Below are 22129 nucleotides of genomic sequence, written 5' to 3' on the forward strand. Positions count from 1 at the left end.
CTTCGGACTTACTCATCTAAAGACCGAGGTCCTGGCCGGGTGCCTCTGCTGCGCGTTCGACGGGATCGGGTGCGGTCGCGGATGGGGCCAGGGCCTGGCGGTGGGGGTCTTCGATCGCGCGCTGCTGCGGGGTCAGCTGTTCTCGGCGCCGCTGTTCTGCTTGCAATGCGCCCAGTTCGCGGCGGGCGTGTGTCGTGTCGGATTGCGATGCTGCCTTCGGGTTGCTGGGGACAGACTGTGTTGGGCTGCTGCGGATGTCGGTGCGATGCGCACCGGTAAGGACCAGGTCCCATCCCGCCGGTGGTCCGGCGAGCATCTCCGCATTGTGGTGCGCGTCCTGTGCGGCTCGGCGCGCGAGGTCTCGGTCGGTGATCAGTTCTCGCTTGCGGGCATCGGCGGCGGCGAGGGCTGCATTTGCGGCGGCCAGATCCGCGCGGGCACTGGCGGTCTGGCGGGTGAGGGCCTCGAGCTGTTCCAGGACGCGCGGCGCGGAGTTGGGTTCTCGGGTCAACTCCTCTGTGCGCATGGTGAGCGAGTCCAGCGCCATCCGGGCGCCGGCCACCTCAGCGCGCCTGCGTGCGGCCTGTCGACCGATCGCTTGGATTTCATTGTTGAGGTCGTCCACGGCGGCGACTGCAGCGAGGGCCTTCGTGACGGCATCTGCGGCGGCGGTGTCGCTGCCGCGGTCATCGGGAACGGCGTTGTGTGCGGCAGGGCCGTGCAACGCCGCATCCAAGGAGTCAGCGAGCGCTATCTGTTGGTGTACATCACCGATCCGCTGGGCGAGTTCGCTGTCGGTGAGCGCCTTCGGGGCATCCGGGGCGGCCGCAGCGATGTCGAGGCCGTGGTCGGTGATCAAGTCGGCGATGATGCGGCGTCCGGCGCGGCTGCGCATGCGGCGGTAGTCCCGGCGCAGAAACGCGATCGCATCGGCAGCAGATCGTGTGTCGGCGACGAACGCGCACCGGGCTCGTAGGTAGCGGGCGGGATCGTGGACGGGGATGCCGGGTAGCCCTTCCGTACGGCAGTCTGAGCACAATCCGTCGTCGCACTCGCTGCCCCGAGTGTGCTGATCGATCGCGGGGCGGTCGATGGTGGGCCGCTCCAATCCGCACCCGACACACGGCAGATCCCATGGGCCGCGAACGGGCGCGTCGTAGTCACGGTATTCGGCAGACACCGTGGAATACCGGGACCGGGGATCTGCGGTGGGTTCGGCTGCGGCATCGACGTATTCCTCGTGTTCGGCGGCGGCGTCGATCAGGTACTGATGTGGCCGTTGGTCGAGGTATTGGTCGTGTTCGTCGAGTCGATCGTTGCGGCCCGGTTGTGGAGGCCGACGACGTCGAGGATCGACCCAGCGGCGGCTGTCACGTGGCGCGTGGTCATCACGACGGTAGGCCGGTGGGCGGTACACGCCGGGATCGGTGTCGGGAATGCAGGCGCGGATGAGTTCGGCGTGTTCGGGATGCTGCTGGGCCGCCCATTCCAGTTTTGCTCGGGCTATCGGGAAGGCGTAGGCGCGAAGTGTTGCTTCCACCCTGCCCATCATGCGGAGTTGTTCGTCGCTGGCCTGGTTGGTCAGCCTGGCGATCGCTTGGGAGAAGCCGATGCCGCCCGATCGGAACAAACCGGTCACGACAACGATGTCGTCGGATAAATGTTCGGCACCGGAGAGGTCAGCGCTGTCCGGTGCTGGGGTGTAGTTATCTGGCGCAGCGGAGTGAGCTGGCGCAGGTTCGGGCTCTGGTCCGGTGGTGGGTGGATTGTGATCGGGGATGGTGTGGGCGTCCTCGGTCATACTGTGCTCCACGTCGGGGGGTAGATCGGTGGCAAGGTCACCTGGTGCTGGGGGCACATCGTCGGGGTGGCCGGTGTCGTCGAGGTCAGGGGGTTCGTCGGGCGGTGGGGGGTCCGGATAGGTCGGGACGTTGTGGATGATCGCGTCGATGCGCCACGCCAGCGCGATGGCGAACTGGTCGGGCCGTAGCAGGTCGCTGCGGTCGGTGCGGCCGCCGAGCAGCAGTTCGCTGGCGAGTTCGAGGAGTTCGCTGGGTGTCCACTGCGTTGGGTCGGCGCGTTCGATCGCGGCGACGACTTTGGTCCAGGCGGGGTCGGCCATGACCCGTTCGGCGGCTTCGTCTCCGAGTACCGCTCGCAGCACCGGTGCCCACTGCGGTGCGAGCCGCGCCGAGGCTGCGCCTGCGGCGGTGGAGTCCAGTGCGCTGGGGTCCAGCGGTAGCCGAGACCACAACGCCGCGGCGGGAAGCTCGTCGGGCAGTGGACGCAGCGCGGCGGCTGTGGTGAGCATGGTCTCGACATCGATGCCGGCCCGGTCGGCGGTCTCGAGACGGTCGGCCAGAACGGGCCAGAACGCATCCTGGGTGATGCGGACGTCGATGCGTTTGGCCAGCGGCGCCCACGTGTTGACCGCGAGGTTGACATCACCGATGGCCTCGGTCACCCGCGCGGCGAGGTGTTGGTGATAGCGGCGTTCGGCGGCGGTGAATCGTGACGGCCCACACGGACGCAGGTCCTGGGTGTCGACCTGGCACGCCGCTCGCCACACCGCGATCTCGGCCAGGAGCCCGGGGTCGGTTCCGACCAGTGGCCGCGCCCACACCGGAGCGGTCGACGGGGTGAACTCGCGCGCTTGGTTGATGATGGCGGCGGCCAGTTCGGTGATGATTCGCGCTCGCGCGGAAAGGAATTCACCGAAGCCGGAATCGGTGTCGATGCCGGTGGGGATGCCGGGTAGCCATGGCAGCGGGCCCGGGGTCGCTGAATGCGACCCGGAAACATCGAGGCGCCAGTCCAGGACCGCGGCGATGTTGTCGGCGGTGTCGAGTTCACGGGCACCGATCGCGGTGGACAGCGCCGCGATGGGGTCGCGTCCGCGCAAGGCGAGCGTCGCCAGGTTCTGGCGCAGCACCGGGTAGCCGGGATTGCTGGTCAGTGACGGCAAAATCTGTTCGACATCGGCGTCGAGTTGGGTCATCGCTTCTTCGCCGAGGGTGTGTTCGGTGGCCAAACCGAGCGCGTCGAGGAAGATGTCGGCGGCGTGTGCGAGCCGCAGCCAGGGATCGAGAGCATTGCCGAGCTCTGTGTGGGCCGAGCGTTGCCCGCCGATGCGGCTGAGGATGCGGATCAGGACATCGACCGCGGTGCGGGGCAGCAGGGCGAGCTCGGTCCAGAAGGATTGCTCGGAGCCGTCGATCGCGGTTGTCACGTATACGTGGTTGGCCAACCAACCACGGGTCAGCGCGACATAGAGCTGCTCACGAGACTCATGGCCGGTCAATGCGGTATGACAGGTCCCTACGGTGATCCCCTGCACCGCGTTGATGGTGGCCGCCCACCCCAACCGAACATGGGCGGCGACGTAGTCGCCCGGTAATCTGACGCGTCCGCCCAACTGGCGGCCTCGCATCAGGCGCGCGGCGGTGATCGAGCCGTCGGCGTGCACAGCGGTGACCACCCACTGATATCCGTTGCGCACGTAGTCGTCGGCGCCGAGGCGGATGCGGGGATTGTTGAGACCGGTGCGGATCGTGTCGCCTACCGATGCGCGCTGCTCGTCGGCGAGGTCGACCTCCAGACCGCGCACACCGCCGGCTCTGGTCAGGCGGTTCTCGCGGGCGAGCTGGTTGAGTTCGGTGACGATCGCGTGGGTCGGGGCGAGCATGATGGTGTCGCGGCCGGCGGTGTAGTCGGCCAACCATCCAGCGAAGGTCCCCTCGACCACAGCGGCGGGGCTGCCGACATGGACTCGGCCGCGGTCGAGGTAAAAGCCCAAACCAGCTGGATCACCCTCGCGCACACGCAGACTCGCCGACCCTTCAGCGAGATCAGCGAACCGCACGACGTGGGTCAGTGTTTGGGTCAGGTCCCCGGCCGCGTCGATCATGTCCATGACCGCGCCACCGGACTCGATGGCCGAGAGCTGCTGGTCATCGCCGATCATCCGTACCGTCGCGCCCCGCGAGCGCAGGAAGATCAGCATCCGCAGCCGGTCGGCGTCGGAGATCTGGATGTGCTCGTCGACCACGACCAAGGTGTCGGCGTCGATATCGAGCACCCACTGTGGCAATGACGGCGGAAGCGTTCCGGTGTCCTGCAGCAGCCGCTGCCGGGTGGGGGTGTGTTTGGCTAGGACATCGAGCAGTTTGTCTACGGTCGCGACACGGGTTTCGATGTCGTCGCCGAGCACACGCACCGACCGCGCGGTCGGTGCCAGTCCCAGCACGGTTCCGCCGGTAGCTATCCACGCGCGGACGAGGACTTTCATGGTGCTGGTCTTGCCGGTGCCGGCGGGGGCGTTGCAGATCTGGATCCGCGCACCGGAGGTGGCGAAGCTGGCGATCGTGGCGATCTGGCCTTCGTTGAGCTGCTTGTCGCGGTTGTCGGGGTCCCGGTTGTAGGCATCGGCTGCCGCCTTGACAACCGCTATCGGTACTGTGCGAGCGCCGGTTTCACGGGCCATCTCGATCAGCCGTGCCTCGATGTCGAGGACTTTCGGCGAGGTGTAGAGCTGGGAATCGGCTGCGTTGTAGACCGACGTGCCGTCCGCGCGGCGGAATATCGTGGGGGCCGAACGCAATCCGGGTTCGGCGCGAATGTCGGGGTCACCCCGAGCCAGGGATCGACTGGGTGCCAGGGCAGCGTCGGTGACCGCGCGGGTCACCTGTGCCCACTGGTGGGGGTGGATTTTCCCGCGGACCAGGCGCTCGACCTCGCTGCGCACATGGGTGCGCCGCCAGATCGACCGCTCGGCCGACACTGTGGCGATCACCCGGTCTGCGCACCGCGCGATCCACGTGTCATCGACGACAGCGCGGTGAACGCTGCGCTGCCGCAAGGCGGTTGACAGCATCGCCGCCAACTGGGTGTGCCCGCCGAGTACCGCTATTGCTTGCTGGCGCCAGATCGCGCGCTGTTCGGCCAGCGATCGCAGAGGATGTTTGGCACCGCGGGTGTCCAGCGTCGCCTTCTGCATCAGCCGATACATTTCCTCCGCGGTGGGTTCGCGACCGAGTTCCTGTTGAAACTGGATCGTCAGTTCGCCCAGGCGGGCCGTGATTGCCGCGTCGCGACTGGACCAGAATTCGTTGAGTCTTGGATCGATGCCGATGATTTCGCGGATCGGGCGTTTGGCGGGATCGGTGCCCGAGCGCTCGGCGAAGTGCAGACCCAGCATCGTCTCGAGATGCATCTCGAGCCTGGTGTTGTAGATCTCGCTGGCACACACCGCCGCCCGGTAGAACATCGTCCCGTCCAACGTTCGCCACAGGCCACCGTCGCGGGTGCGAACGCGGTTGGCCACCACAACATGGGTGTGCAGATCTGGATCGCCTTGGCCTTGGTTCTTCCCACTGCGGGAGTCGCGATGGTCGAATGTCGCTGCGATCAGCCCGTCGACGTCGACCTGGCGCACCCCGTTGCGGCCGAGACGGGTGTTGGCGGCGTTGGCTTCGAGGTAGGCGATCGCGTCCTGCACCGCCGCGTGGTGGGCCGCTTCGATCTTTTCCGAAATATGTCGTGGTGCGAGGGCCCATAACGTCGAGACCGATTTCACCGGCGAGAACGTCCAGTCGAATCCGGCGACGGCGGTGGTGCGCTGGCGGGAGGCGCGAGCAACCCACCCGGATAGCTCGCGAACATCGAGCGGCGGGCGCCCGATCTGCTCGGAGAACATCGTGCGAGCGACCGCGGTGCGCAGGCGCGCCCGCTCCTCATCGGGGATCGCCGCGTACTCATCGAGCCCGAGCCCGATGTTGTAATCGCTGTATGCCAGTGCGCACCGCCGCCGAAACTCGGTGGCGCCACTGTAGATACGGAAAGGCGACCCCAACCGTGACGCCTGCGTCGTGGCGCGTTTGGCGTCTTTGCGTTTCGCCCCGCGACCGAGTTCGTGGGCGACGATTGTGTCTTCGATCGCATCGGCCTGCGGGTGGCGCCCCTCACCGAAGAGCGCCTTCATCTGCGTTTCGGTGACGATGTCTCCGGCCTTGACACGCGAACACTTCAGACGCCGGTCGCGGTAGAACACTGTCAACCCATGAAGGCCCGTTCCGAGCCATCGTCCAGGTGATTCACCATGGGCGGAGTAGTAGTCCGACAACGGTTCCCGGCCCCGGGAACCGTCGTGAGCCGCGACATGGCGGGTGTAATACTCGTATCCGTCGCCCGCGGTGATCTTATGAAGGGTCGCGGTCACCATTCCATGACAGGCCGCGAGTTGCCTCGAGTGCCAGGGGATGCATTAATGCAGAGAGCATTAATGCAGAAAGCATGAAGAGGCCGTTATTGAAAAGTGCTGCCTGGATGCAAGAGGTCTGACCGGCGGAATGTTGGGAAAAGAAGAGGGGGAAGGTGGGCAAAGGAGAAATTGTGTGTTGTTATGCGCGTTAGGTGAGTGACAAAGGAACAAGATTGAATGGCAGGAGGTGGCGAATACCGGTCGGCCCGTTCGCAGACGCTGTGAATGCGGGCGGATGTGGAGCCTGCCGCGAATTTTTCCGCTGGGCGGAGCGGCGTCCGCCCAGCGGCAACGGTGGTGGAGCCATGCCGGGGTGACGTTCGCGGTGAGAACCCGAATAGAACTGCTCGGGTCCGTACCCTGTGGTGCAGGGGACTGGCGAGGCCCGCAGATCTGGTCAGTCAGGAGCAGCGATGGATGGCAAGGCGGCGCGACGTGGAGGACGTCGGCGTCCTGTGGTGGTAGCACAGGAACTCGAGAAGAGACGTGATCGCCGTTTGGACCGGCGGATAGCCGCGCGGGAACGGCAACTACGCGTTGATGCTGCCGAAAAGCTGTACGTCGACGCTGTGGAGGCTATCGAGGCAGCCACGAGGGAGCTAGCAACGGAGATCAGAGGGTTTGAGCAGTGCATCGTGGAGGCCACTGCCCGTAGCGCAAGTTTGGTCGAGCAGTATCGTCACCAGCAATCTCGCGCGGCGGCCGCGATCCGCGATGAAGGCTGCACCGTCGATGAGGTGGCCGAAATCCTGGATATCTCCAAACAACAGACGCGGCAGATGATCGCCGAGGCACGCCATCTTGACCAGACGAGTCCGGCACTGGGGCGTGTCGCAATAACTCGGCTCGAACTTCCCCAGGGGGGCGGTGACACGTGTGAGAACGCGCGACGCACCGCCCTGAGCGATGTGGACACCGACAGCCATCTATCGGCCGGGTGACCAAAGCCTCACCAGTATCGATATCCGTGGCCTCTGGATGTGGTTGTTAGTTGGTGGTGCTCAATTCGAGGCTCGGCGTGGCGGCGAGAAGAGTCCAACCGGAGCCGTCGCACCGATAGAAGCGCTCCTCGATCGCGACGACGTCATCGACTGACAGCGACCGGTTGCCCGCGGCGTAATAGGTATCGGCGTGCACCGATTCGATCTGGTCGTTGAACATCTCGAATTGGCGTTCGAGGATCAGAGCGTCGTCTGCGTTGGCGGTTTGGCTCAGATCGCGATACTCGTAGGCCTGGATGTAGTCGATGACCGGGGCGTGGCGGGTGTCTCCGAAGCTGCGGGCGTTGAGCAGGATTCGGATGCGCACACCGGGTTCGGGGTGTGCGGATTCGGCGAGGGCGAGAGTGCCGGGCACGGTAACTCCTGAATCGGATGAAGGAGGGGCGGGGCGTCACTGTTGGACGCCCCGCCCCTGTCAGCGGTGGAAAGTGCTCAGGCGGCTACGGTCTGCCGACGGTCGGGAACCTCGACGATCCCCAGGTAGACCCGGCAGGTGGTGCAGTGGTCATCGTCGTAAACGGGTTTGACCTCGAAGCATCCGATGCAGCGGCCCTGGCGCTGACCACGTCCGAGCGCAGGGCCGCGCTGGCGGGTGCGCTTTGGCTTCGGGGCTGCGGTGGCGTCGAGATCGACCGTGCCAGTGGTGAGTTGCCCATAGACCGGGCTCATGCAGTCACGGATGATCGGCACTGCGGGATGGTGCGGCTGCGCGCAGATCACGCGATCGAGAATGTGATCAGCACTGCGCGGATAGTGCTCGGTGAAGTATGCGCAGCGCGCGATAACCAGGTCGCGGTTGGTGAATCCCTGCGGCAGTGGCCGCATTCCGTGGCGTCCGTCGGCGCGGCAGGTCGGGCACAGCCCGTCGTCGCTGCGCCACTGGCCGTCGATGCGATGCATCGCGGCGCGGTTCCAGGTCCCGGGCCGTTCGATGAAGCACGACACACAGGGCCAGCCCGCCAGCGCCGGAGTCGAAGGCTGGTCGTAGTCGAGATCGTTGCCGTTCTTCTGGAACGGGGCACGATCGTCGGCCGCGACCCAGATCTTGGTGCGCTTCTGGGCGTGCCTATGGGTCTGTTCCTCCGAGATCGGGCGGTCACCACCGACGATCGTGGTCAGGTCGAGCTGTTCACCGACGAAGCCGACATAGAACTGATCCCATTTCGCGCGGGCCTCCTCGGCGTCGACGACAGCGGTGCGTCGACGAGGCCGCTCCTGCTCGGGTGGCTGCGGCTGGTTGTGGTAGATCCGTGCCCGAAGCGCGAGATAGTCATAGGCTGCGGCTGCTTCGTTGTCCTCGAAGAGGCGGTTGGTGAAGTAGTCGGTGACGATCGCGGGCTCGCCGATCTTGCCGCGCTCGCGGCGGAGCGCTTCGGCCTTGCGGCGACGCTCGCGGTACTTCTCGGGATCGTTGCGGTCGGCTTCAACTCGGGCGGTGACCGGCGCGCTGGTCCGCATCCGAGTCGGTCGGAACTGCTCACGACTGCGGTCGGGTCGCCATTCGGTGGCGTCGATCCCGCGAGAGTGGATGTCGAGGTCGTTGTCGCGATCGACAGCCTCGTACAGGTGCGGATCAGCGCTGGGCAGGCACGCGTCGAGGTATGCGCGGTCGTCCGGATGGCACAGCTTGCGGAGGTCGGCGATCTTGTCGAGCGCCTTCGGGTAGGGGTGTGCGCTTAACAAGTCGACCATCTTCGCCAACACCGTGTTGAAGCGCGCGCGTTGGCGTTCGTCGGTGATGGCGGGCACGAGCTGCTGCGGGTTCCACGGCGACGGTGCGTCGGCGTCTGTCTCGGTGGAGTCGGCTTCGTCGGCATCGGTTCCGGGCGCGCCCTCGGTTCGGACTATGGTGCGATACAGATGCGGGTCGCCGAACGGCATGAGGGCGTCGAGGTGTTCACGGAACTGTGGGGAGCTTCGCTTCCAGGCGCTGCGGAGCCGGATCAGGGCGTGATCGTAGCGGTGTTCGGTGAAGACGGTGGCCATGAACTCGGCGACGGCGAGGTCTTCGGGTATAGCGCAGCGCAGCGCGGTCACCGCAGCGCGTCGGCCCTGGACGCGATTGCGGCCGAGCTGGTAGTCGATCAATGCAACGGAATCGAGGAAGGACGTACGCAACAGAGTGTTCCTGTCTCGTGATATGCGGAAGCACCCCACGCTCGAAGCGGCATCTTGCGAAACGAGGGGTGGGCGGCTGGTCGGGCGACCCGCCTGAGGGCGTGAAGCCAGCTCGCACGGCGACACTCGGGAGGGAACGCGCCGATCAGGGCGGAGACGAATTTCCCGCGCTCACATACACACCGTGCATATGGTGGGGTCGTCGCGCCCTGGAAATTCGTGTCCGCCCCGGCGCGGGCCCGGACGCGTGGCGCCGTGCGAGCTGGTAGCCCTCGGGCAGGCGGGGCGACCGACCAGACGAACACCCCGGGCCCGGCCACTCACCAATCCTTGGCGACTACGCTGGAACCGCAGCCGCCACAGGGGATTCGGGCGAGATCAGAAATTCGGTTCGCCGACGAGAGCGGCCGCGGCGGTCTGGCTGGCCCACGGATCGTCCCCAGAGGCGGTGGCGGTGGCCCAACCGTCTGTCGTGGCAGGTTGGTTGCCGAAGCCGCCGCCGCTGGCGTTGTCCGTGCCGCCGAAACCGTCTGATACGGTGGAGCCGCGTCGGGTCTTGGTGATCTTCGCCGTGGCATACCGCAACGAGGGTCCGACTTCGTCGATGTCGAGTTCTATGACGGTGCGTTTCTCGCCTTCACGGGTTTGGTAGCTGCGTTGCTTGAGACGCCCACTAACGATCACTCGCGCACCACGGGTGAGGCTTTCGGCGACATTCTCCGCGGCCTCACGCCAGATGTTGCAGCGCAGAAACAACGCATCGCCGTCTTTCCACTCGTTGGCGTTGCGGTCGAATACGCGGGGAGTGGAGGCTACGGTGAAATTCGCCACCGCTACGCCCGCGGGTGTGAATCGAAGCTCGGGGTCAGAGGTCAAATTCCCGATGACGGTGATGACTGTGTCACCAGCCATGGTGGGCTCCTTCGAGGATGAGTTGCATTGTATTCGTGCATGTTTGAGGCGTCGACCACGGGGCAATGACTCGATATGGAATCTGGAAGGGACCGATGTCCTCGACGGTGAGCGTCGATGTGCCACAGCCGTTGTCGATCACGATCCCTGCTCACTGGACCCGGCGGGCTCGATGTCCTCGCCGCCGGTGTCGGTAAGGATTGCGAATGGATCGTCATCAAGCAGGATCAGTCGACGCCCGTTGTCCCAGTCGACGTCGATCTGCGAGTCCCGCACTTTGGTCACGGTGCCGGTGGCACCGACCGCGAGCGGGTCCGGGTCGTTGGGCATGATGCCGGTGATCCGGACGCGGTCACCAGGTTCGAGGTTCATCGGATCTTCCTTGCGGGTTGGGAGGTGCCCTGCGCGGTAGGGCATATCGGGGCGTGGGGCGGTGCCGTCCGTGCGGCGAGAGGGTGCGTCGGGGCCGCGCATGCTGCGGTGTGGGTTGAACCGGGCAGCCAGGATGCGCTGTGGCGGTGGTGAGTTCGAGCTCGGTGGAGCTGGTCATTCATCCGGCTCAGTCATCGCGGCGCTTGGGGGAATGTCGGCCAGGTGTCGTGGGTGGTCAGCGTCTGCGGTGGTTTCGAGGGCTGTGCACGTGGCTGGTCACGGCGCGGCGGCGATGCCGGTCGGGTGTCGCGGGGCGCTGGCGGGCTGTTCGTCCCAGCGTGGGTGTCGTGATCGTGGTACGTGAGCGTCGTCGGCGGCGCGGTGACCGGACCTTCGGAGGTTCGACAGCAACAATGGTGTTTTCGCGTTTGGCGGTGTTGATGCGGCACATATGCAGCAACCGCAGCACGCAGCGGCGGCCGGTGACATCGGTGCGTACACAGGGGCTCTGGACAGGTGCATGGCAGCGCGGGTAGGGGCAGATGATGGTCAACCCGAGCTCACGTTCGGCGAGATCGACGTCAGTCAGGTTGACACGGTCGCGCACCGGCAAGGCACGCACGGACAGGGCAGGCATTCGGAATCCTTCCAGCGATCACCGGAACGAGGCACGCCCCGCTCATGCAGGCGCCTAGTGCCAGGATCGGCGTCATCACACAGGGATTGCACACAGTGCGAGGTCGCGGGATGTGCTCGTTGGACACGAGCAGAGAGAGTGCCGGTCGTGGTCGACAGGGTCGGGATGGGAGTCGCTCGCCCAAGGTGGACGCGGTGGCGCGGTGGCGAGTGCGCACGAATTCGCACACACTCCCCGCCGGTTGCCGCAGTGCCATGCCGGGCCTGTGGACACGCGCTGTGCCCAAGACAGGAACATGTGCCGCACACATAGCGCGGAATCCACTGTAGCGGTTCGCGATAGCGGTGAGCGAGAACGCTCGTGCTGCGGCGTAAGCTGATCGGCAGGGGACTGGCGTGATCATCGGATCAGTCGGTCAGGAGTACTCGTGGAGGAACCGAACACCCGGCGCGCTCGATCATCGCAACAGCCATCGACGGCGGCGGCGCGACGCGAACAGCAGCGGCTGGCGCGTCAGCAACGTCATGCTCGCGCGCGAGAACGCCTGAGCCGCATCGACGCCGCTGAGCGGACCTATATCGACGCGGCTGTCGCGATCGAGGCAGCCGACGGTGATCTCGCGGAGGTGATCGCTGCGGCCGATCGCCGCGTGCAGGCTGCCCGCACACGCGCAGAGGAGAAAATCGGCGAGCACCAGCGAATGCAGGCACACGCCGCGGCCGCGATCCGCGCCGAGCAATGCAGCATCAGTGAAGTCGCCGAGATCATACAGATATCGCCGAAACAGGTCCGGGATCTGCTCCGAACCGCCGACACCGGCACCGAGTTCGCGGCTCGCGATCCCGAACAGGATCCAGTCGATAGCCGTGTCGGCGAGCAGCCGCCTAACATCGACACCGAATCGCCCGAACCCTGGCAAGGCGAGCCGACGGACGCGACGGATTCAGGCGAAACCATCCCGACCGTGACGGGTTTTGTTACACCACAACAGTGGTCGTCCGCCTGAGTTGCAACACATGACGAATGCAGGTGAGTATCGGCCGAGATAGCTTGTACCGACGGCAACATTCGGCTCAGGTTGGTCGAGCGCGGTGTCGGCAGCGACACAGATCCGCGTTGGCCGGAGTGGCACTTGCGCGGTGTCGCCGGGTTACCGACGGTTCTTCCGTCGGCGCTTCGGGTGTTCAGGGGCGGGCATGGGGCGTTCACCAACGCTGTGATCAGCCGGTGGGCACCAGGTCTCGGGCGGATGCCGTCGGTGCAGGTCGCGGATGACCTGAGCAGGAACGCCGCGTCCTCCTGTCTGCTGGCGGCCAGCGACCCTGGCAAGGCAGGTCTCGAGTGGTGCGTGCACGTCGACCAGCACACACGCGATCGCGAGGGTCGCGGCCAGTTGCTGCCATCGGTGCACATATGCGGGGGGCAGGTTGGTGGAGTCGATGACGACGTTGAACCCGGCGGCGAGGTGGTCGAGCGCCTGCCGTGTTTCCAGTTCGGTGACGGTGTTCTCGTCCTCGATATCGAGCATGCCGTCGCGATGGAAGTAGAGCAACCGGATCGTGTCCCGACAGACGACCACTGTTCTGGGGGTGGTGGCGGCGAGGTGAGCGGCCACCGTCGACTTGCCCGACCCGGGCAGCCCCCGCAAAACCATGATCGTTGTCCCCAACGGCGTGGGTCTGTGGGGATCGTCGTCGCTGTTCATCGTGATACCTCTCGGGTCGGAAGTGCGCGCAGGCGGGAGCAACAGCACGCGTGCGGGGATCGGACACGCAGGAACGGGTGTCCGAGTCGATCGGCATGCCGATCAACGCCGAATGGGCAGCCTCGCCAGCTGGTGTGCCGATCTCAGTGGGGTTGATGGCGTCAGGGCGGCATTCGCCAGTGGCGATGCCGCGTTTGAGTTACAGATCGACGAGTTCGTCGATGGTGTCTGGGGTTTCAGCGGGCACGAGACCACCGCCAGGCCATCCACCCAATTACGGCGAACCCTCCGGCCGCGCATATTGCGGCGGCCGCGGCCAGGCCGATCCAGGAGGACAGGAATGTGATGATGCTGGCGAGGCCAGCGATACCCGAGGCGAAGCCGAAGAGCGCGACGACAATGGCGACGGCTGTGGCTACGAATCCCGTTCCAGCGGTGGTGATTCGACGTCGGATTATTTCTGTTACCCCCACAGCATCATGTACAGGAACAGGGCGAGGATGTCGGCGAAGGTCATGATGGTCGGTCTCCTTCTGTAGAGGTGGTGATCTGGGCGGCCTATTCGGCGTCCAGGCGGATGATGTCGTCGCGGATGAGTGCCACCCCGATTGGCTCGGGTGGGGTCTGTCATCCGGTGGGAGTGGAGTGCCGAGAGATGCCCCGGGGTGATGCCGGACACGTGCGCGATATCGACGGCGTCGACGAATCCGGACACGCAGACGATCACCGGACCAAGGAACCCTGGACCGCCGATACCTGCTGAGGGTGCAGCGGCGTACACGGCCGAGTCGACGAACGACAGACACCTAGGGACTAGTCGGGTGCGCAATGCGGCGGCGGCGCGCTGGGGGCGGGAACCCCAGACCGGTTCAGGACACATTCACTGAGTAGGAAAGAACCGAGAGTGCTTGAGAGTGATGGCCGCTAGCGATGGCAGTCCGCCTGTGCGAGTTCGGCGTCGGGCGCGGTCTGCAACACAACATCGGCGACGTCTTCCTTGTCGATTGCTGCGCGGAGTGCAAGATCGGATGCGGCCTGCTCGACGGTGTCGGATCCGCAGAGTTCAGGGAACGCGCGGTACAGGGAGTCGATGATCTGGCGGAGTCCAGCGATCACGTGCGGGCGTTGGTCGGCATTCCAGGGGCGGGCGGTGATGGTGACGTGACCGTCCGGGGTGGTGACAGTGATGGTTTCGCTCAATACGGTGTCTTGGATTTGGAGGTGTGGGCCGAGTTGATGCGCGGCCGCATCATTAGTGGGCTACTGCACGGCGGGTGATGGTGGCTGAGGCTGGGGCGTACACGACGATGTGCCGGGGCACCGTCGCGGTCGGATGACGTTTGGTTGCTTCATTTGCTGGTCCGATTGATCCGCACGAACCGACCTATGTGATTGGCGCAGTCGACGAGTTCAGTTGTGGCCGTGTCGGTTACGGAGCAGTGATCACGGTGTGCGCAGTGTGATCTGGCGCGAGTGCGCGCTGCCGTGGTTGAGGCCATCGGTGATGGTGCGAGCGGCTTCGGTGTCGGTGAAGTCGTCGATGCCGATGTGGGTGCTGGCGGCGTCGTAGAGCACGGCATAGGCGGTGCTGTAGTCGAGGATCCCGAGGGCGAGTGGTTGTCTGTTCTCGTCGAGGATGTCAGCGCCGACAATGCGTCCGAGGGAATTCGCGGCCAGTAGCAGGATGGTGTGACGTTGACCGCGTGGCGCGGCACGGACCCGATCGGCTTGGGCGTGCAGTGCGACTTGGACGTAGCGGTTCGCGCGGTCGATGTCGACCGGTCGCGATGGCCGCCGTGTAGGTAGGGGCGGTGGTGTGAGCTTGGTGATCAGCCATGCAGGCAGCGGTTGAGGTGGGCGCGGATCGATGACGGTGTAGTTGCCGTGGGGCAGTACAGATCCGGCGGCGACGATATAGCCGCCGTCGCCGCGGGTGTCGATGCGCCATCCCACGGTGCCGGAGGTATTGGGTAGCCGGATCGTGGTGGGAGCACGGAAGTACAGGTGCAATCCCGATGAAGGTGTGGCCACGGTGTAGGTGCTGCCCGGGAACGGGTGTCCGGCATCCTGGGCGATCGCGACGAGGACTTCGCGGCCGTGGGCGAGTCCGGCCCATGGCGCGGGAGCCTGCTCGCCGTGTGATGGATCGAGGTCGATGACGTAGAGGCCGCTCGGCGCGCAGGCGATGCCGACGTTGTAAGGGCGTTCGCGCCAGATCCGGCGGACCTCGTCGGGATCGGCGGTGGCGTGGTGGAGCCAATGCTCCTTGTAGGCAGGGGTTTTCGCGAGTGTCCGCAGCGGGAACACATGGTGTCCGTGTTCGGCTGCGGTCAGGGCGGCCTGCATCAGGCGTGCGCTGTGGCGGCTGCGGCGGGAGGCAACCATGTCGCCAGGGTGGCGCGAGCCCGGATGTGTCCGACCGCTGTCGGATGCGGGTCCGGTACTCGCCCGGGGCCTCGAAGAGGACTGTGAAGACATCAGTGGCGGTCGAATCGAGAAGGCGATCGCCGGCGCGGTGTGCCGAACCGGCGATCGCACACGGAGGCAGAGACTGCCGGACATGGGACGTGAGTGCACTGACCGAAAACTTTTGTGCCACAGCGGTGATCGCTGACTGCGGTAGCTGTGTAGCTGATGTTCGGAAAAACAGCGGTACAGCGTGATTCCACATCCAGCGTTGTGGCTAGGAAGAACGCCCACTCGGTCACAGCCGACAGGCAGCCGTTCCGCCGGGACCGAACGGTCCTGTCGGGTTTCAGGCTGCCTTCGGCGATGCAAGTTCCTCGTCGCGCACGATAGCCTCGTCCTGGTCGGAGCCCTCGGCCCCGAGGTCCGGGCCGGTGGTCGTGACCGGATCCGATGTATCGGTGGTGGAATCGGTCTCAGGTGTGGGCTGATCCTCCGGGGCGGCGGGTTCGGTGTCGCCGTTGTACACCTGGTCGGCGGTGAGTTCGCCGGTGAGGATGTAGTCGAAGGGTGCGCGCTTGTGTCCGTGGGTGGCGAGCAGTTCGATGTAGGGCTTCCACAGCGGTTCCCGGACGCCGCGCCAACCCTTGGCCTTGGATTCACTGACCTCGAGGTTGGGCAGGATATCGGCTTCCATCGCGGCGACGACCCGCAGCGCGGCGTAGAGCAGACCGTGGTTGTCGCGGGCCTTCACACCGCCGCCGACCGGTGCATCGGACAAGTGCTTGCCCAGTTCGGCGGCCAGTACTGAGGTGGTGTAGCGCTCGAGCAGTGCCGACTTGCCCACGACCAGCCCGATCAGTTCACCCATTCCCGCCGGTATGGTCTTCTTTCCGGTGAACCAGTTTTCGCGGACGAACTTGCGCCGCCGGTTGGCCGCGGCAACGGATTTGGTGTTCAGCGCCCGGACCCGGTTGACGTCGGCCGCGCGTTGCCGGTCTCGCTCGGCTTCGCGTTGCTGGCGTTCATGGCGTTCCTCGATGGTTTCCGTCGGCTGGTCCGCGGCGGTACTGCTGAGGTTGTCGCGGGCATCGCTGTCGGTGTACTCGGGGAAGCTGGCCTCGTCGACGGTGAGTGCGGCAGCGTCGGGGTCGAGGCAGAAATAGCTGGGGTAGAAGCTGTCTTCCTCACGCACGTGCCGGGCGTGGACTTGGCCGTTGCTGGCTTCGGCGTCGGGATTGGTGCGGGTGAAGTCATCGATCCGGTCGGGGGCGATGAGCTCATCGGTGTCGATGTGCACGATCCGCTGGGTCAGGACGACGGCGAACGCATCTGGCTGCGCGGCGGCGTCGACTTCACCGGCCCGGTCACCGGCGGCTGTGAGCAGCAGCTCGAGGGGCCAGCAGTCGAGTCCTTCCGGTATTTCGTCGACGACGTGGAAGCCGCGGTCGGCGTGGTCGGTGACCGCCGCTTCGTAGCCGGCGGCTACCCGGATCCTGGTGGCTTCGGCTTCCGCGCGGGCGGCCTCATCGGCGGCGCGGGCCTCGTCCTCGGCGACCATTTCGGCGAAGACGTAGTCGAAGTTGCCGTCGAGTTCGGCCTGGACGAGCCGCGCCCTGGCGTCTGGGTCGTCGGCGTAGCGATCGGCCTCGGCGGCGTGGAAGATGTCGAACTGGTGGTCCATGACCGCAGCGGTCGCGGTCGGCGATTTCGCGACCTTGCGATATGCCCTGATTTCGCGGGTGGTCAGTCCGAGGTTCTCGCGCACTTCCTTGTCGGTGGCCTTGACCTCGAACAGTGCCGCGGTCGCGGCGAGTCGGTCGGCGTCGTCCTGGGTGACACGGTACTTGCCGGTGGAGAATTGCATTCGCACGCGCGCGATCACGCGCTGCTTCTCGTCGGCCTCGGTGTCCTCGGGCAAGGCGATGATCCACGCCTTGCGGACCTTCTGACCAGACTCGCTCGCCTTGACTGCGGCGCGCTGCAACGCTCGTGTGCGATGCCAGCCGTCTTCGACGACGAGGCGCCCGTCGATGACACTGACAATGATTGGTATGTCATTGCCGTTCTTGGCCAGATCGGCATCGAAATCGGGATCGTCGGGCTTTTCGGGTCGGTTAGGGCCGCGCACGAGTTTCATCGGTTCGGCGAAGTATGTCGGATAGGCCAGCTCGAGCCCCTCAAGGACCTCCAGCGCGCTGGGCGGATTGCCATCACCGGGAGTATCGGGGATCCGATCCTCGAGGGCGGGTTCGAGTTCCGTGGTGGTCATACAGTGTTTCCTTCCTGACGTAGACAGGTGGCCATGTGGCCGCAAAATGGACTGAGCTGAACTGCAAGGCTCGAAGGATTTGTGGTGAGAGTTACGGGATTCGCTCTGATCATTGGATCGACCGGCCGGCGTGTGGAAGACGCGTTCGGGGGCATCGCCGTTGTCTCTGTGTTCAGAAAGGGCGCACGACGGCGGTGAACGCGGTTGATTTATCCGCGTTGATCTGGCTGGCGATCTGGTCGGCCTTGACCTTGGACAGGATTGCGGCATGTACCTTGCGATTCACCGTCTTGCCGTCCGGGGTGAGACGTCCCAATAATTTGCCGTTCTCGCTGACAATCACAGTGTAATGATTGTGTCCTGGGGTGTTATCTCCACATTTCCAACCACATATTTTTTCCATTGGCTTTCTCCAAGTAACACGTGTGCATATTTCGCGACGGATTCGCATCCCAGCACGATTTCAGGGAAGTCCTACCCGCCGATCGATGAAGACGTTGCAGTCGATGCGACGAAATGCAGGTCGTGTTGGATCAGAGCGGTGCCAGGTAGACCAGGCCGCGACATCGCCGAACGGGCGGTCCCACTTCGTCGACACAACTGCGCCAACGCTCAGCACACTGGATACCGCTCGCGTTACGCGAGCCTCGACCAATTCGATCCCAGCCCGCGTATCTTTCGCATCGACAGAGATCTTCAGCCGGTTGTTCTATTCATCGTGCATCCGACATGCTGACGGGCTCTGAATTGCTCAGTCGCCGAGGAGTTCTGGCCACTCCTCGCGATATTCTGCGACCAGGGTCTCGGCGTCGGTGTCGTGGTGCATGTCCACCAGTACCGCCCGCATCCTGGCGCGGTCCAAATTCGACACGCGCTGTGTCAGTTCCGCCAGGATCGCCTGGCGTGCGAGATCGTGCACGGCGGTATCGGGCAGCTCGGCGTTGTAGGGCACGCTCACCTTCGCGTGCCAGAACCCGAAACCGTCCGCCCACGTCGAGACCTGCATCTCGCTCATCGTTTGGCCGCCTCGGGGAACAGCAGCTCAATGGTGTACCCACCAGATGGACTGAGCGCGAACACATCCCGGCCACCTTCGGTGATCGTGAGGGTGTGGCCGGTCGCTCGCATGTCCGCGATGTAGGTTTTCGCCTCTGGTACTCCGACGAGTTCACGGGATATCTCGATGCCGTAGTTCGTCGTAGCCCTCTGGACCTTGAGCAGACAAACTGTGTCGAGCGCGTGAAGTCGGGTCTGGACGTACCACCGCGCACCGCGGATCTTGTTCATAGCGTGCGCTTCCCGAGCTTCCTCGTCGCTGTCCTCGAAGTCGCGTTCCTCGCCGATGATCGCGTAGTCCAGTACCGCGAGCATGTCCAGTAGCCCGGTGCGTTCCTGCTCGATATCCACCGCGTTCACGCTGCCGATGCGAGACGGGACCGGCGAAGGTCGAACACGTAGTCGATGCTGCCGTTCGGGATGGTCACCCTCGTGTCGAGGCGCACCGTGATCCACTCGGCGATCTCGGCTGCACCGAAGTCGACCGACGAGACATCCTCGAGTCTCGGATATCCGCCATCACCGGCCTTTTCGACGATGCCGCTGAACACTAACTGCTCGATGATCTTCTCGGCGTACTCGCTCAGCTCGTCGACGCCGATCGCGACACGGATCGCGTTCTTGGTTTCGTGGCACCCGTACTCGCGCCACTGCTTCATGATCACGTCCTGGCAGGCGCGTGAAAATAAATCGCAGTCCAGGATCGTCCCGTTGGAAAGCGTGGCGAGGACGTCCAGCAGGTCCATCGGCGCGGGACCGTCCAGGTCGATGACGATATGTCCCATCGGGTCGAAGGACCGTGCCGGACCGGGCCAGTTCCACATCAGATGGCGATGGTTGCCGATGTCGATCGGGTCGTTAAACTCCAATGCGTCTGATAAGCACGTGTTCTCGAACATCAGATACTCCCCGCCGACGCGGCGGTGTTGCTGTGTCCCGGTCGCGTCGACGGTTGTGTGAGTCGGTGCGGAGTCGATGACCTGTACCACGCTGGCCAGCCGGTTTGCCCAGTCATCGCCGAATTCGCAGACGAGCACATAGCGCACCGAGCGAATCGGCTCCTTATCATCGTCCCGAATTTCGGGCAGCAAAATCGCCATAGCAAATCCTCCAAGCAGAAAGAACCGTCAATTCGACGGCCCGGAAATTGAATGCACATTGCGGCAGATCAGCCTGAAGCGTTTGGCCTGGATCTTGGTAGATCCCGGAACGCACCCATCTGGTTATGTGCACGACTTCGAACGTCGCACACCAAGCATGCGCATTCCTCTTGCTGCGATATTCCGGCTCGGCACTGGAAAACGTCTGCGGCGGCGCCTGCCCGAAGGTGATAGCGTCTGTGAATTTTGCGAGCGCGACCACTGTTCAGCTCTTGAGTCGCACCATCAAATCGCTCATAAAAGCACCGAACGCAGAGTGATCTTGCGTCGGATATCGAATGGCGTCCGGTGCTGTGGCAAGCCGACAGGTGTTCGGTCGGTCAGACCGCCACCGCTGCCCGGGCCGCGGAAACAGCGTCGGATGCGAGCAGGCGTCCAACGAAAGCGGGAGCCGCTGTGGGGTGGGTGTACCACGATTCGGCCCTGCGTTGCGGGTGACGACCGGCATCGTTGACCACAGCTGGGTCGGCGTCCGGCCGGAATACGCGCAAGCCACCGAGGGCGAGGTCGAAGTAGGGGCCGACCGCCTCGTTGAACACGACACGACACGGTTCATCGACCAGCACGACGGTCGCCAGTCCGGCACACGAGCGAGCTGTCCCGGCGGCGATCCCGGCCAGGGTTCTATGGTCGCGGCGCAGTGGTATGAGCGGGTTGCTGTAGGGGCGGAACAGCCGCTGGAACAGATCCGGCACGCTGCTCATCACGACGATCGGCAGACGCCGCTCGAAGCTGGTCACCTGTTCGGCGAGGGCTTCTCCGGCGTCGGCGCCGCGCATGATGGTCGGCGACACCATGAGAAGGTCTTCGGCGACGCGAGGCCGTACACCGCGCGCGATGAGTTGCCGTATGAGCCATGGCGACCGAAACTGAGCGTGCGCATCCTGGTTGCTGTTGTGAACGTCGACCGTGATCTGTCCCGAGGCTGAGCCGTTGGCGAGCGGATCGAGGCTGCGTATCGCTGTGACCTTAGTGGTTTGGCTACCGCCGTTGCGCAGCGTCTCGGTGAGACCGGCGGCGAAGTACCGTCGTTCCGAGGACGGTGAGTTCTGTCGAAACGGCCGCAGAAGCCCAGAGGGCGCCTGCGACTTCATCGTGATCCACTCCTCGAAGGTGTCCTCGACCAACGCGCAGACGTTGTCGGAGTCGTCGGTCCAGGACACGGTGAACAAGGGCGGCATGACATGTACTCCATTCGATGGTGGATGGTCGGGTACCGAGCGGTTGATACCGGCTCGGTGTCGTCGGCGAGCGCCCGCGATGCGGCGGGGATTCGCCGTGGTCACCGACGAACGCGACGACGAGATTGACGACCGAACAGACGTGATCGGTTCCGCCGTCCGTTTGCTCGGTCGGTACGTGGCCAATGGGGCAGTCAGCGGATACGCGTGGATTGTCGAACTGGGTGTCGCAGTCCGTGCACAAGTGCGCTCGACCAGTAGCAAAGAGGACTACTGGGTAGTGGCGCCCGGCCGGCTCAGGTGGCGAACAACGCCAATTGCGCCTCGTCGTGGGACGGGTGTCGCGGTTGCGGTCGTGGGTCGCGGTGGTCGTAGCGGTGGTCGTCCCACTGCTCGACGTCCTGGTAACACACCCCGCACCATGGATAGGTGGCTGCGTCGTCACGGGCATCGAGCACATGCTGGTGGGACCGGTAGATGCACTGGCAGCCCTCGTCCGCACGGCATTCGCGTTCGCCGCCGTCGGGATGGTTCTCATCCCACTCGCGTCGCGCGACGTCTTGGTCGTCGAGGACAGCAGAATCGGCCAGGGCTGCGAGCACCGTATCGAGCGCGCGCAGCGCGGCGGCATCGTCACCACGCACCACGAGTGTGCGGATGGTTCCGCCTGGCCACAGGTCGTATCGGTAACTGACCCCGAACGCGGCCACCTCGTCGATGCGGGATTCGGCGACAGCGAAATTCGACTCGTTCACCGGGGTGTCACCCCGGTCATCGATGCTCAGCGGAGTGGTCAACTCGAACCAATCATGGCGACTATCGCGGCGGGTCCACCACATGTAGTCGCAGTCGTGGCCGTGCGCGCGCAGCATCGAGACCAGAGGCATCGCCTCGGTGATTCGTCGAGCGCGATGCGTCCTCGCTCCAGTCATCGAAGCCTCCTCAAATAGGTTGGTGCGCTGAATGTTTGACGGAATGCACCCGGATGCCGGTGGTGGCGAACCCGGCTGGTGGGAGTTTGGGTTGGGCCTTCGCCCCGTCGAGTGACGC

The 22129-nt window shown here is 64.8% G+C and carries 19 protein-coding genes; 2 read left to right on the forward strand and 17 right to left on the reverse strand.

Annotation, left to right across the window (positions count from 1 at the left end):
* Positions 1 to 16: 16 nt before the first annotated feature.
* Complete coding sequence (gene mobF, locus ACQP1G_RS20570) at positions 17 to 6220, reverse strand: MobF family relaxase (protein WP_433206716.1); 6204 nt, start codon at positions 6218 to 6220, stop codon at positions 17 to 19.
* A 452-nt stretch (positions 6221 to 6672) separates the two neighbouring features.
* On the opposite strand from mobF, the gene ACQP1G_RS20575 reads away from it, so the two are divergent.
* Complete coding sequence (locus ACQP1G_RS20575; RefSeq protein ID WP_433206719.1) at positions 6673 to 7200, forward strand: hypothetical protein; 528 nt, start codon at positions 6673 to 6675, stop codon at positions 7198 to 7200.
* A 46-nt stretch (positions 7201 to 7246) separates the two neighbouring features.
* Here ACQP1G_RS20575 and ACQP1G_RS20580 read toward each other — a convergent pair whose 3' ends face one another.
* From ACQP1G_RS20580 to ACQP1G_RS20605, 6 genes are all read right to left on the reverse strand, one after another.
* The gene (locus ACQP1G_RS20580; protein WP_433206722.1) at positions 7247 to 7615 is read right to left on the reverse strand and encodes a hypothetical protein; all 369 of its coding nucleotides are present in this window, start codon (positions 7613 to 7615) and stop codon (positions 7247 to 7249) included.
* 77 nt (positions 7616 to 7692) lie between these two features.
* On the reverse strand, positions 7693 to 9378 hold the full coding sequence (locus ACQP1G_RS20585) for a hypothetical protein (RefSeq protein WP_433206725.1): 1686 nt from the start codon (positions 9376 to 9378) through the stop codon (positions 7693 to 7695).
* Between the two features lie 378 nt (positions 9379 to 9756).
* Positions 9757 to 10290: a single-stranded DNA-binding protein gene (locus ACQP1G_RS20590; protein ID WP_433206728.1), complete on the reverse strand. Its 534-nt coding sequence runs from the start codon at positions 10288 to 10290 to the stop codon at positions 9757 to 9759.
* Positions 10291 to 10428: 138 nt separating this feature from the next.
* On the reverse strand, positions 10429 to 10662 hold the full coding sequence (locus tag ACQP1G_RS20595; protein ID WP_433206731.1) for a DUF4314 domain-containing protein: 234 nt from the start codon (positions 10660 to 10662) through the stop codon (positions 10429 to 10431).
* Between the two features lie 235 nt (positions 10663 to 10897).
* Complete coding sequence (locus ACQP1G_RS20600; protein ID WP_433206734.1) at positions 10898 to 11299, reverse strand: hypothetical protein; 402 nt, start codon at positions 11297 to 11299, stop codon at positions 10898 to 10900.
* Positions 11300 to 11756: 457 nt separating this feature from the next.
* Positions 11757 to 11993 carry a hypothetical protein gene (locus tag ACQP1G_RS20605; RefSeq protein ID WP_433206737.1) on the reverse strand — a complete coding sequence of 79 codons (237 nt, stop codon included), beginning with the start codon at positions 11991 to 11993 and terminating at the stop codon, positions 11757 to 11759.
* Positions 11994 to 11999: 6 nt separating this feature from the next.
* Between ACQP1G_RS20605 and ACQP1G_RS20610 the strand changes: the two genes are divergently transcribed.
* Positions 12000 to 12305 carry a hypothetical protein gene (locus ACQP1G_RS20610; RefSeq protein WP_433206739.1) on the forward strand — a complete coding sequence of 102 codons (306 nt, stop codon included), beginning with the start codon at positions 12000 to 12002 and terminating at the stop codon, positions 12303 to 12305.
* A 144-nt stretch (positions 12306 to 12449) separates the two neighbouring features.
* Here the strand turns inward: ACQP1G_RS20610 and ACQP1G_RS20615 are convergent, their stop codons facing one another.
* The 10 genes from ACQP1G_RS20615 to ACQP1G_RS20660 form a co-directional block, all read right to left on the reverse strand.
* Positions 12450 to 13004, reverse strand: a complete 555-nt coding sequence (locus ACQP1G_RS20615; protein WP_433206742.1) for an AAA family ATPase — start codon at positions 13002 to 13004, stop codon at positions 12450 to 12452.
* A gap of 924 nt (positions 13005 to 13928) precedes the next feature.
* A complete protein-coding gene (locus tag ACQP1G_RS20620; protein WP_433206744.1) occupies positions 13929 to 14204 on the reverse strand; it encodes a hypothetical protein in 276 nt (91 codons plus the stop codon).
* 243 nt (positions 14205 to 14447) lie between these two features.
* Positions 14448 to 15389, reverse strand: coding sequence for a bifunctional DNA primase/polymerase (locus ACQP1G_RS20625; RefSeq protein WP_433206747.1), 942 nt, complete (start codon positions 15387 to 15389; stop codon positions 14448 to 14450).
* 370 nt (positions 15390 to 15759) lie between these two features.
* Positions 15760 to 17682 carry a hypothetical protein gene (locus ACQP1G_RS20630; RefSeq protein WP_433206750.1) on the reverse strand — a complete coding sequence of 641 codons (1923 nt, stop codon included), beginning with the start codon at positions 17680 to 17682 and terminating at the stop codon, positions 15760 to 15762.
* A 172-nt stretch (positions 17683 to 17854) separates the two neighbouring features.
* A complete protein-coding gene (locus ACQP1G_RS20635; RefSeq protein ID WP_433206753.1) occupies positions 17855 to 18025 on the reverse strand; it encodes a hypothetical protein in 171 nt (56 codons plus the stop codon).
* Positions 18026 to 18433: 408 nt separating this feature from the next.
* A complete protein-coding gene (locus ACQP1G_RS20640; RefSeq protein WP_433206755.1) occupies positions 18434 to 18697 on the reverse strand; it encodes a hypothetical protein in 264 nt (87 codons plus the stop codon).
* The gene (locus ACQP1G_RS20645) at positions 18694 to 19098 is read right to left on the reverse strand and encodes a hypothetical protein (protein ID WP_433206758.1); all 405 of its coding nucleotides are present in this window, start codon (positions 19096 to 19098) and stop codon (positions 18694 to 18696) included. Before ACQP1G_RS20645 ends, ACQP1G_RS20640 begins: the two co-directional genes overlap by 4 nt.
* Entirely contained in the window at positions 19095 to 19637 is a 543-nt protein-coding gene (locus tag ACQP1G_RS20650) for a hypothetical protein (protein WP_433206761.1), read from the reverse strand. Before ACQP1G_RS20650 ends, ACQP1G_RS20645 begins: the two co-directional genes overlap by 4 nt.
* A 581-nt stretch (positions 19638 to 20218) precedes the next feature.
* Complete coding sequence (locus tag ACQP1G_RS20655) at positions 20219 to 21079, reverse strand: hypothetical protein (RefSeq protein ID WP_433206764.1); 861 nt, start codon at positions 21077 to 21079, stop codon at positions 20219 to 20221.
* Between the two features lie 296 nt (positions 21080 to 21375).
* Complete coding sequence (locus ACQP1G_RS20660) at positions 21376 to 22011, reverse strand: hypothetical protein (protein WP_433206767.1); 636 nt, start codon at positions 22009 to 22011, stop codon at positions 21376 to 21378.
* Positions 22012 to 22129: the final 118 nt, after the last annotated feature.

Source organism: Nocardia sp. CA-107356 (genome assembly GCF_050946365.1).
GTDB lineage: Bacteria > Actinomycetota > Actinomycetes > Mycobacteriales > Mycobacteriaceae > Nocardia.

What these genes read in the sequence shown, in the direction of transcription:
- ACQP1G_RS20630 (WP_433206750.1), bottom strand. Translation starts at nt 17,682, where the DNA reads ATGACCACCACGGAACTCGAACCCGCCCTCGAGGATCGGATCCCCGAT.
- ACQP1G_RS20655 (WP_433206764.1), bottom strand. Translation starts at nt 21,079, where the DNA reads ATGCCGCCCTTGTTCACCGTGTCCTGGACCGACGACTCCGACAACGTC.
- mobF (WP_433206716.1), bottom strand. Translation starts at nt 6,220, where the DNA reads ATGGTGACCGCGACCCTTCATAAGATCACCGCGGGCGACGGATACGAG.
- ACQP1G_RS20650 (WP_433206761.1), bottom strand. Translation starts at nt 19,637, where the DNA reads ATGTTCGAGAACACGTGCTTATCAGACGCATTGGAGTTTAACGACCCG.
- ACQP1G_RS20640 (WP_433206755.1), bottom strand. Translation starts at nt 18,697, where the DNA reads ATGAGCGAGATGCAGGTCTCGACGTGGGCGGACGGTTTCGGGTTCTGG.
- ACQP1G_RS20610 (WP_433206739.1), top strand. Translation starts at nt 12,000, where the DNA reads ATGCAGGCACACGCCGCGGCCGCGATCCGCGCCGAGCAATGCAGCATC.
- ACQP1G_RS20595 (WP_433206731.1), bottom strand. Translation starts at nt 10,662, where the DNA reads ATGAACCTCGAACCTGGTGACCGCGTCCGGATCACCGGCATCATGCCC.
- ACQP1G_RS20615 (WP_433206742.1), bottom strand. Translation starts at nt 13,004, where the DNA reads ATGAACAGCGACGACGATCCCCACAGACCCACGCCGTTGGGGACAACG.
- ACQP1G_RS20625 (WP_433206747.1), bottom strand. Translation starts at nt 15,389, where the DNA reads ATGGTTGCCTCCCGCCGCAGCCGCCACAGCGCACGCCTGATGCAGGCC.
- ACQP1G_RS20660 (WP_433206767.1), bottom strand. Translation starts at nt 22,011, where the DNA reads ATGACTGGAGCGAGGACGCATCGCGCTCGACGAATCACCGAGGCGATG.
- ACQP1G_RS20575 (WP_433206719.1), top strand. Translation starts at nt 6,673, where the DNA reads ATGGATGGCAAGGCGGCGCGACGTGGAGGACGTCGGCGTCCTGTGGTG.
- ACQP1G_RS20600 (WP_433206734.1), bottom strand. Translation starts at nt 11,299, where the DNA reads ATGCCTGCCCTGTCCGTGCGTGCCTTGCCGGTGCGCGACCGTGTCAAC.
- ACQP1G_RS20590 (WP_433206728.1), bottom strand. Translation starts at nt 10,290, where the DNA reads ATGGCTGGTGACACAGTCATCACCGTCATCGGGAATTTGACCTCTGAC.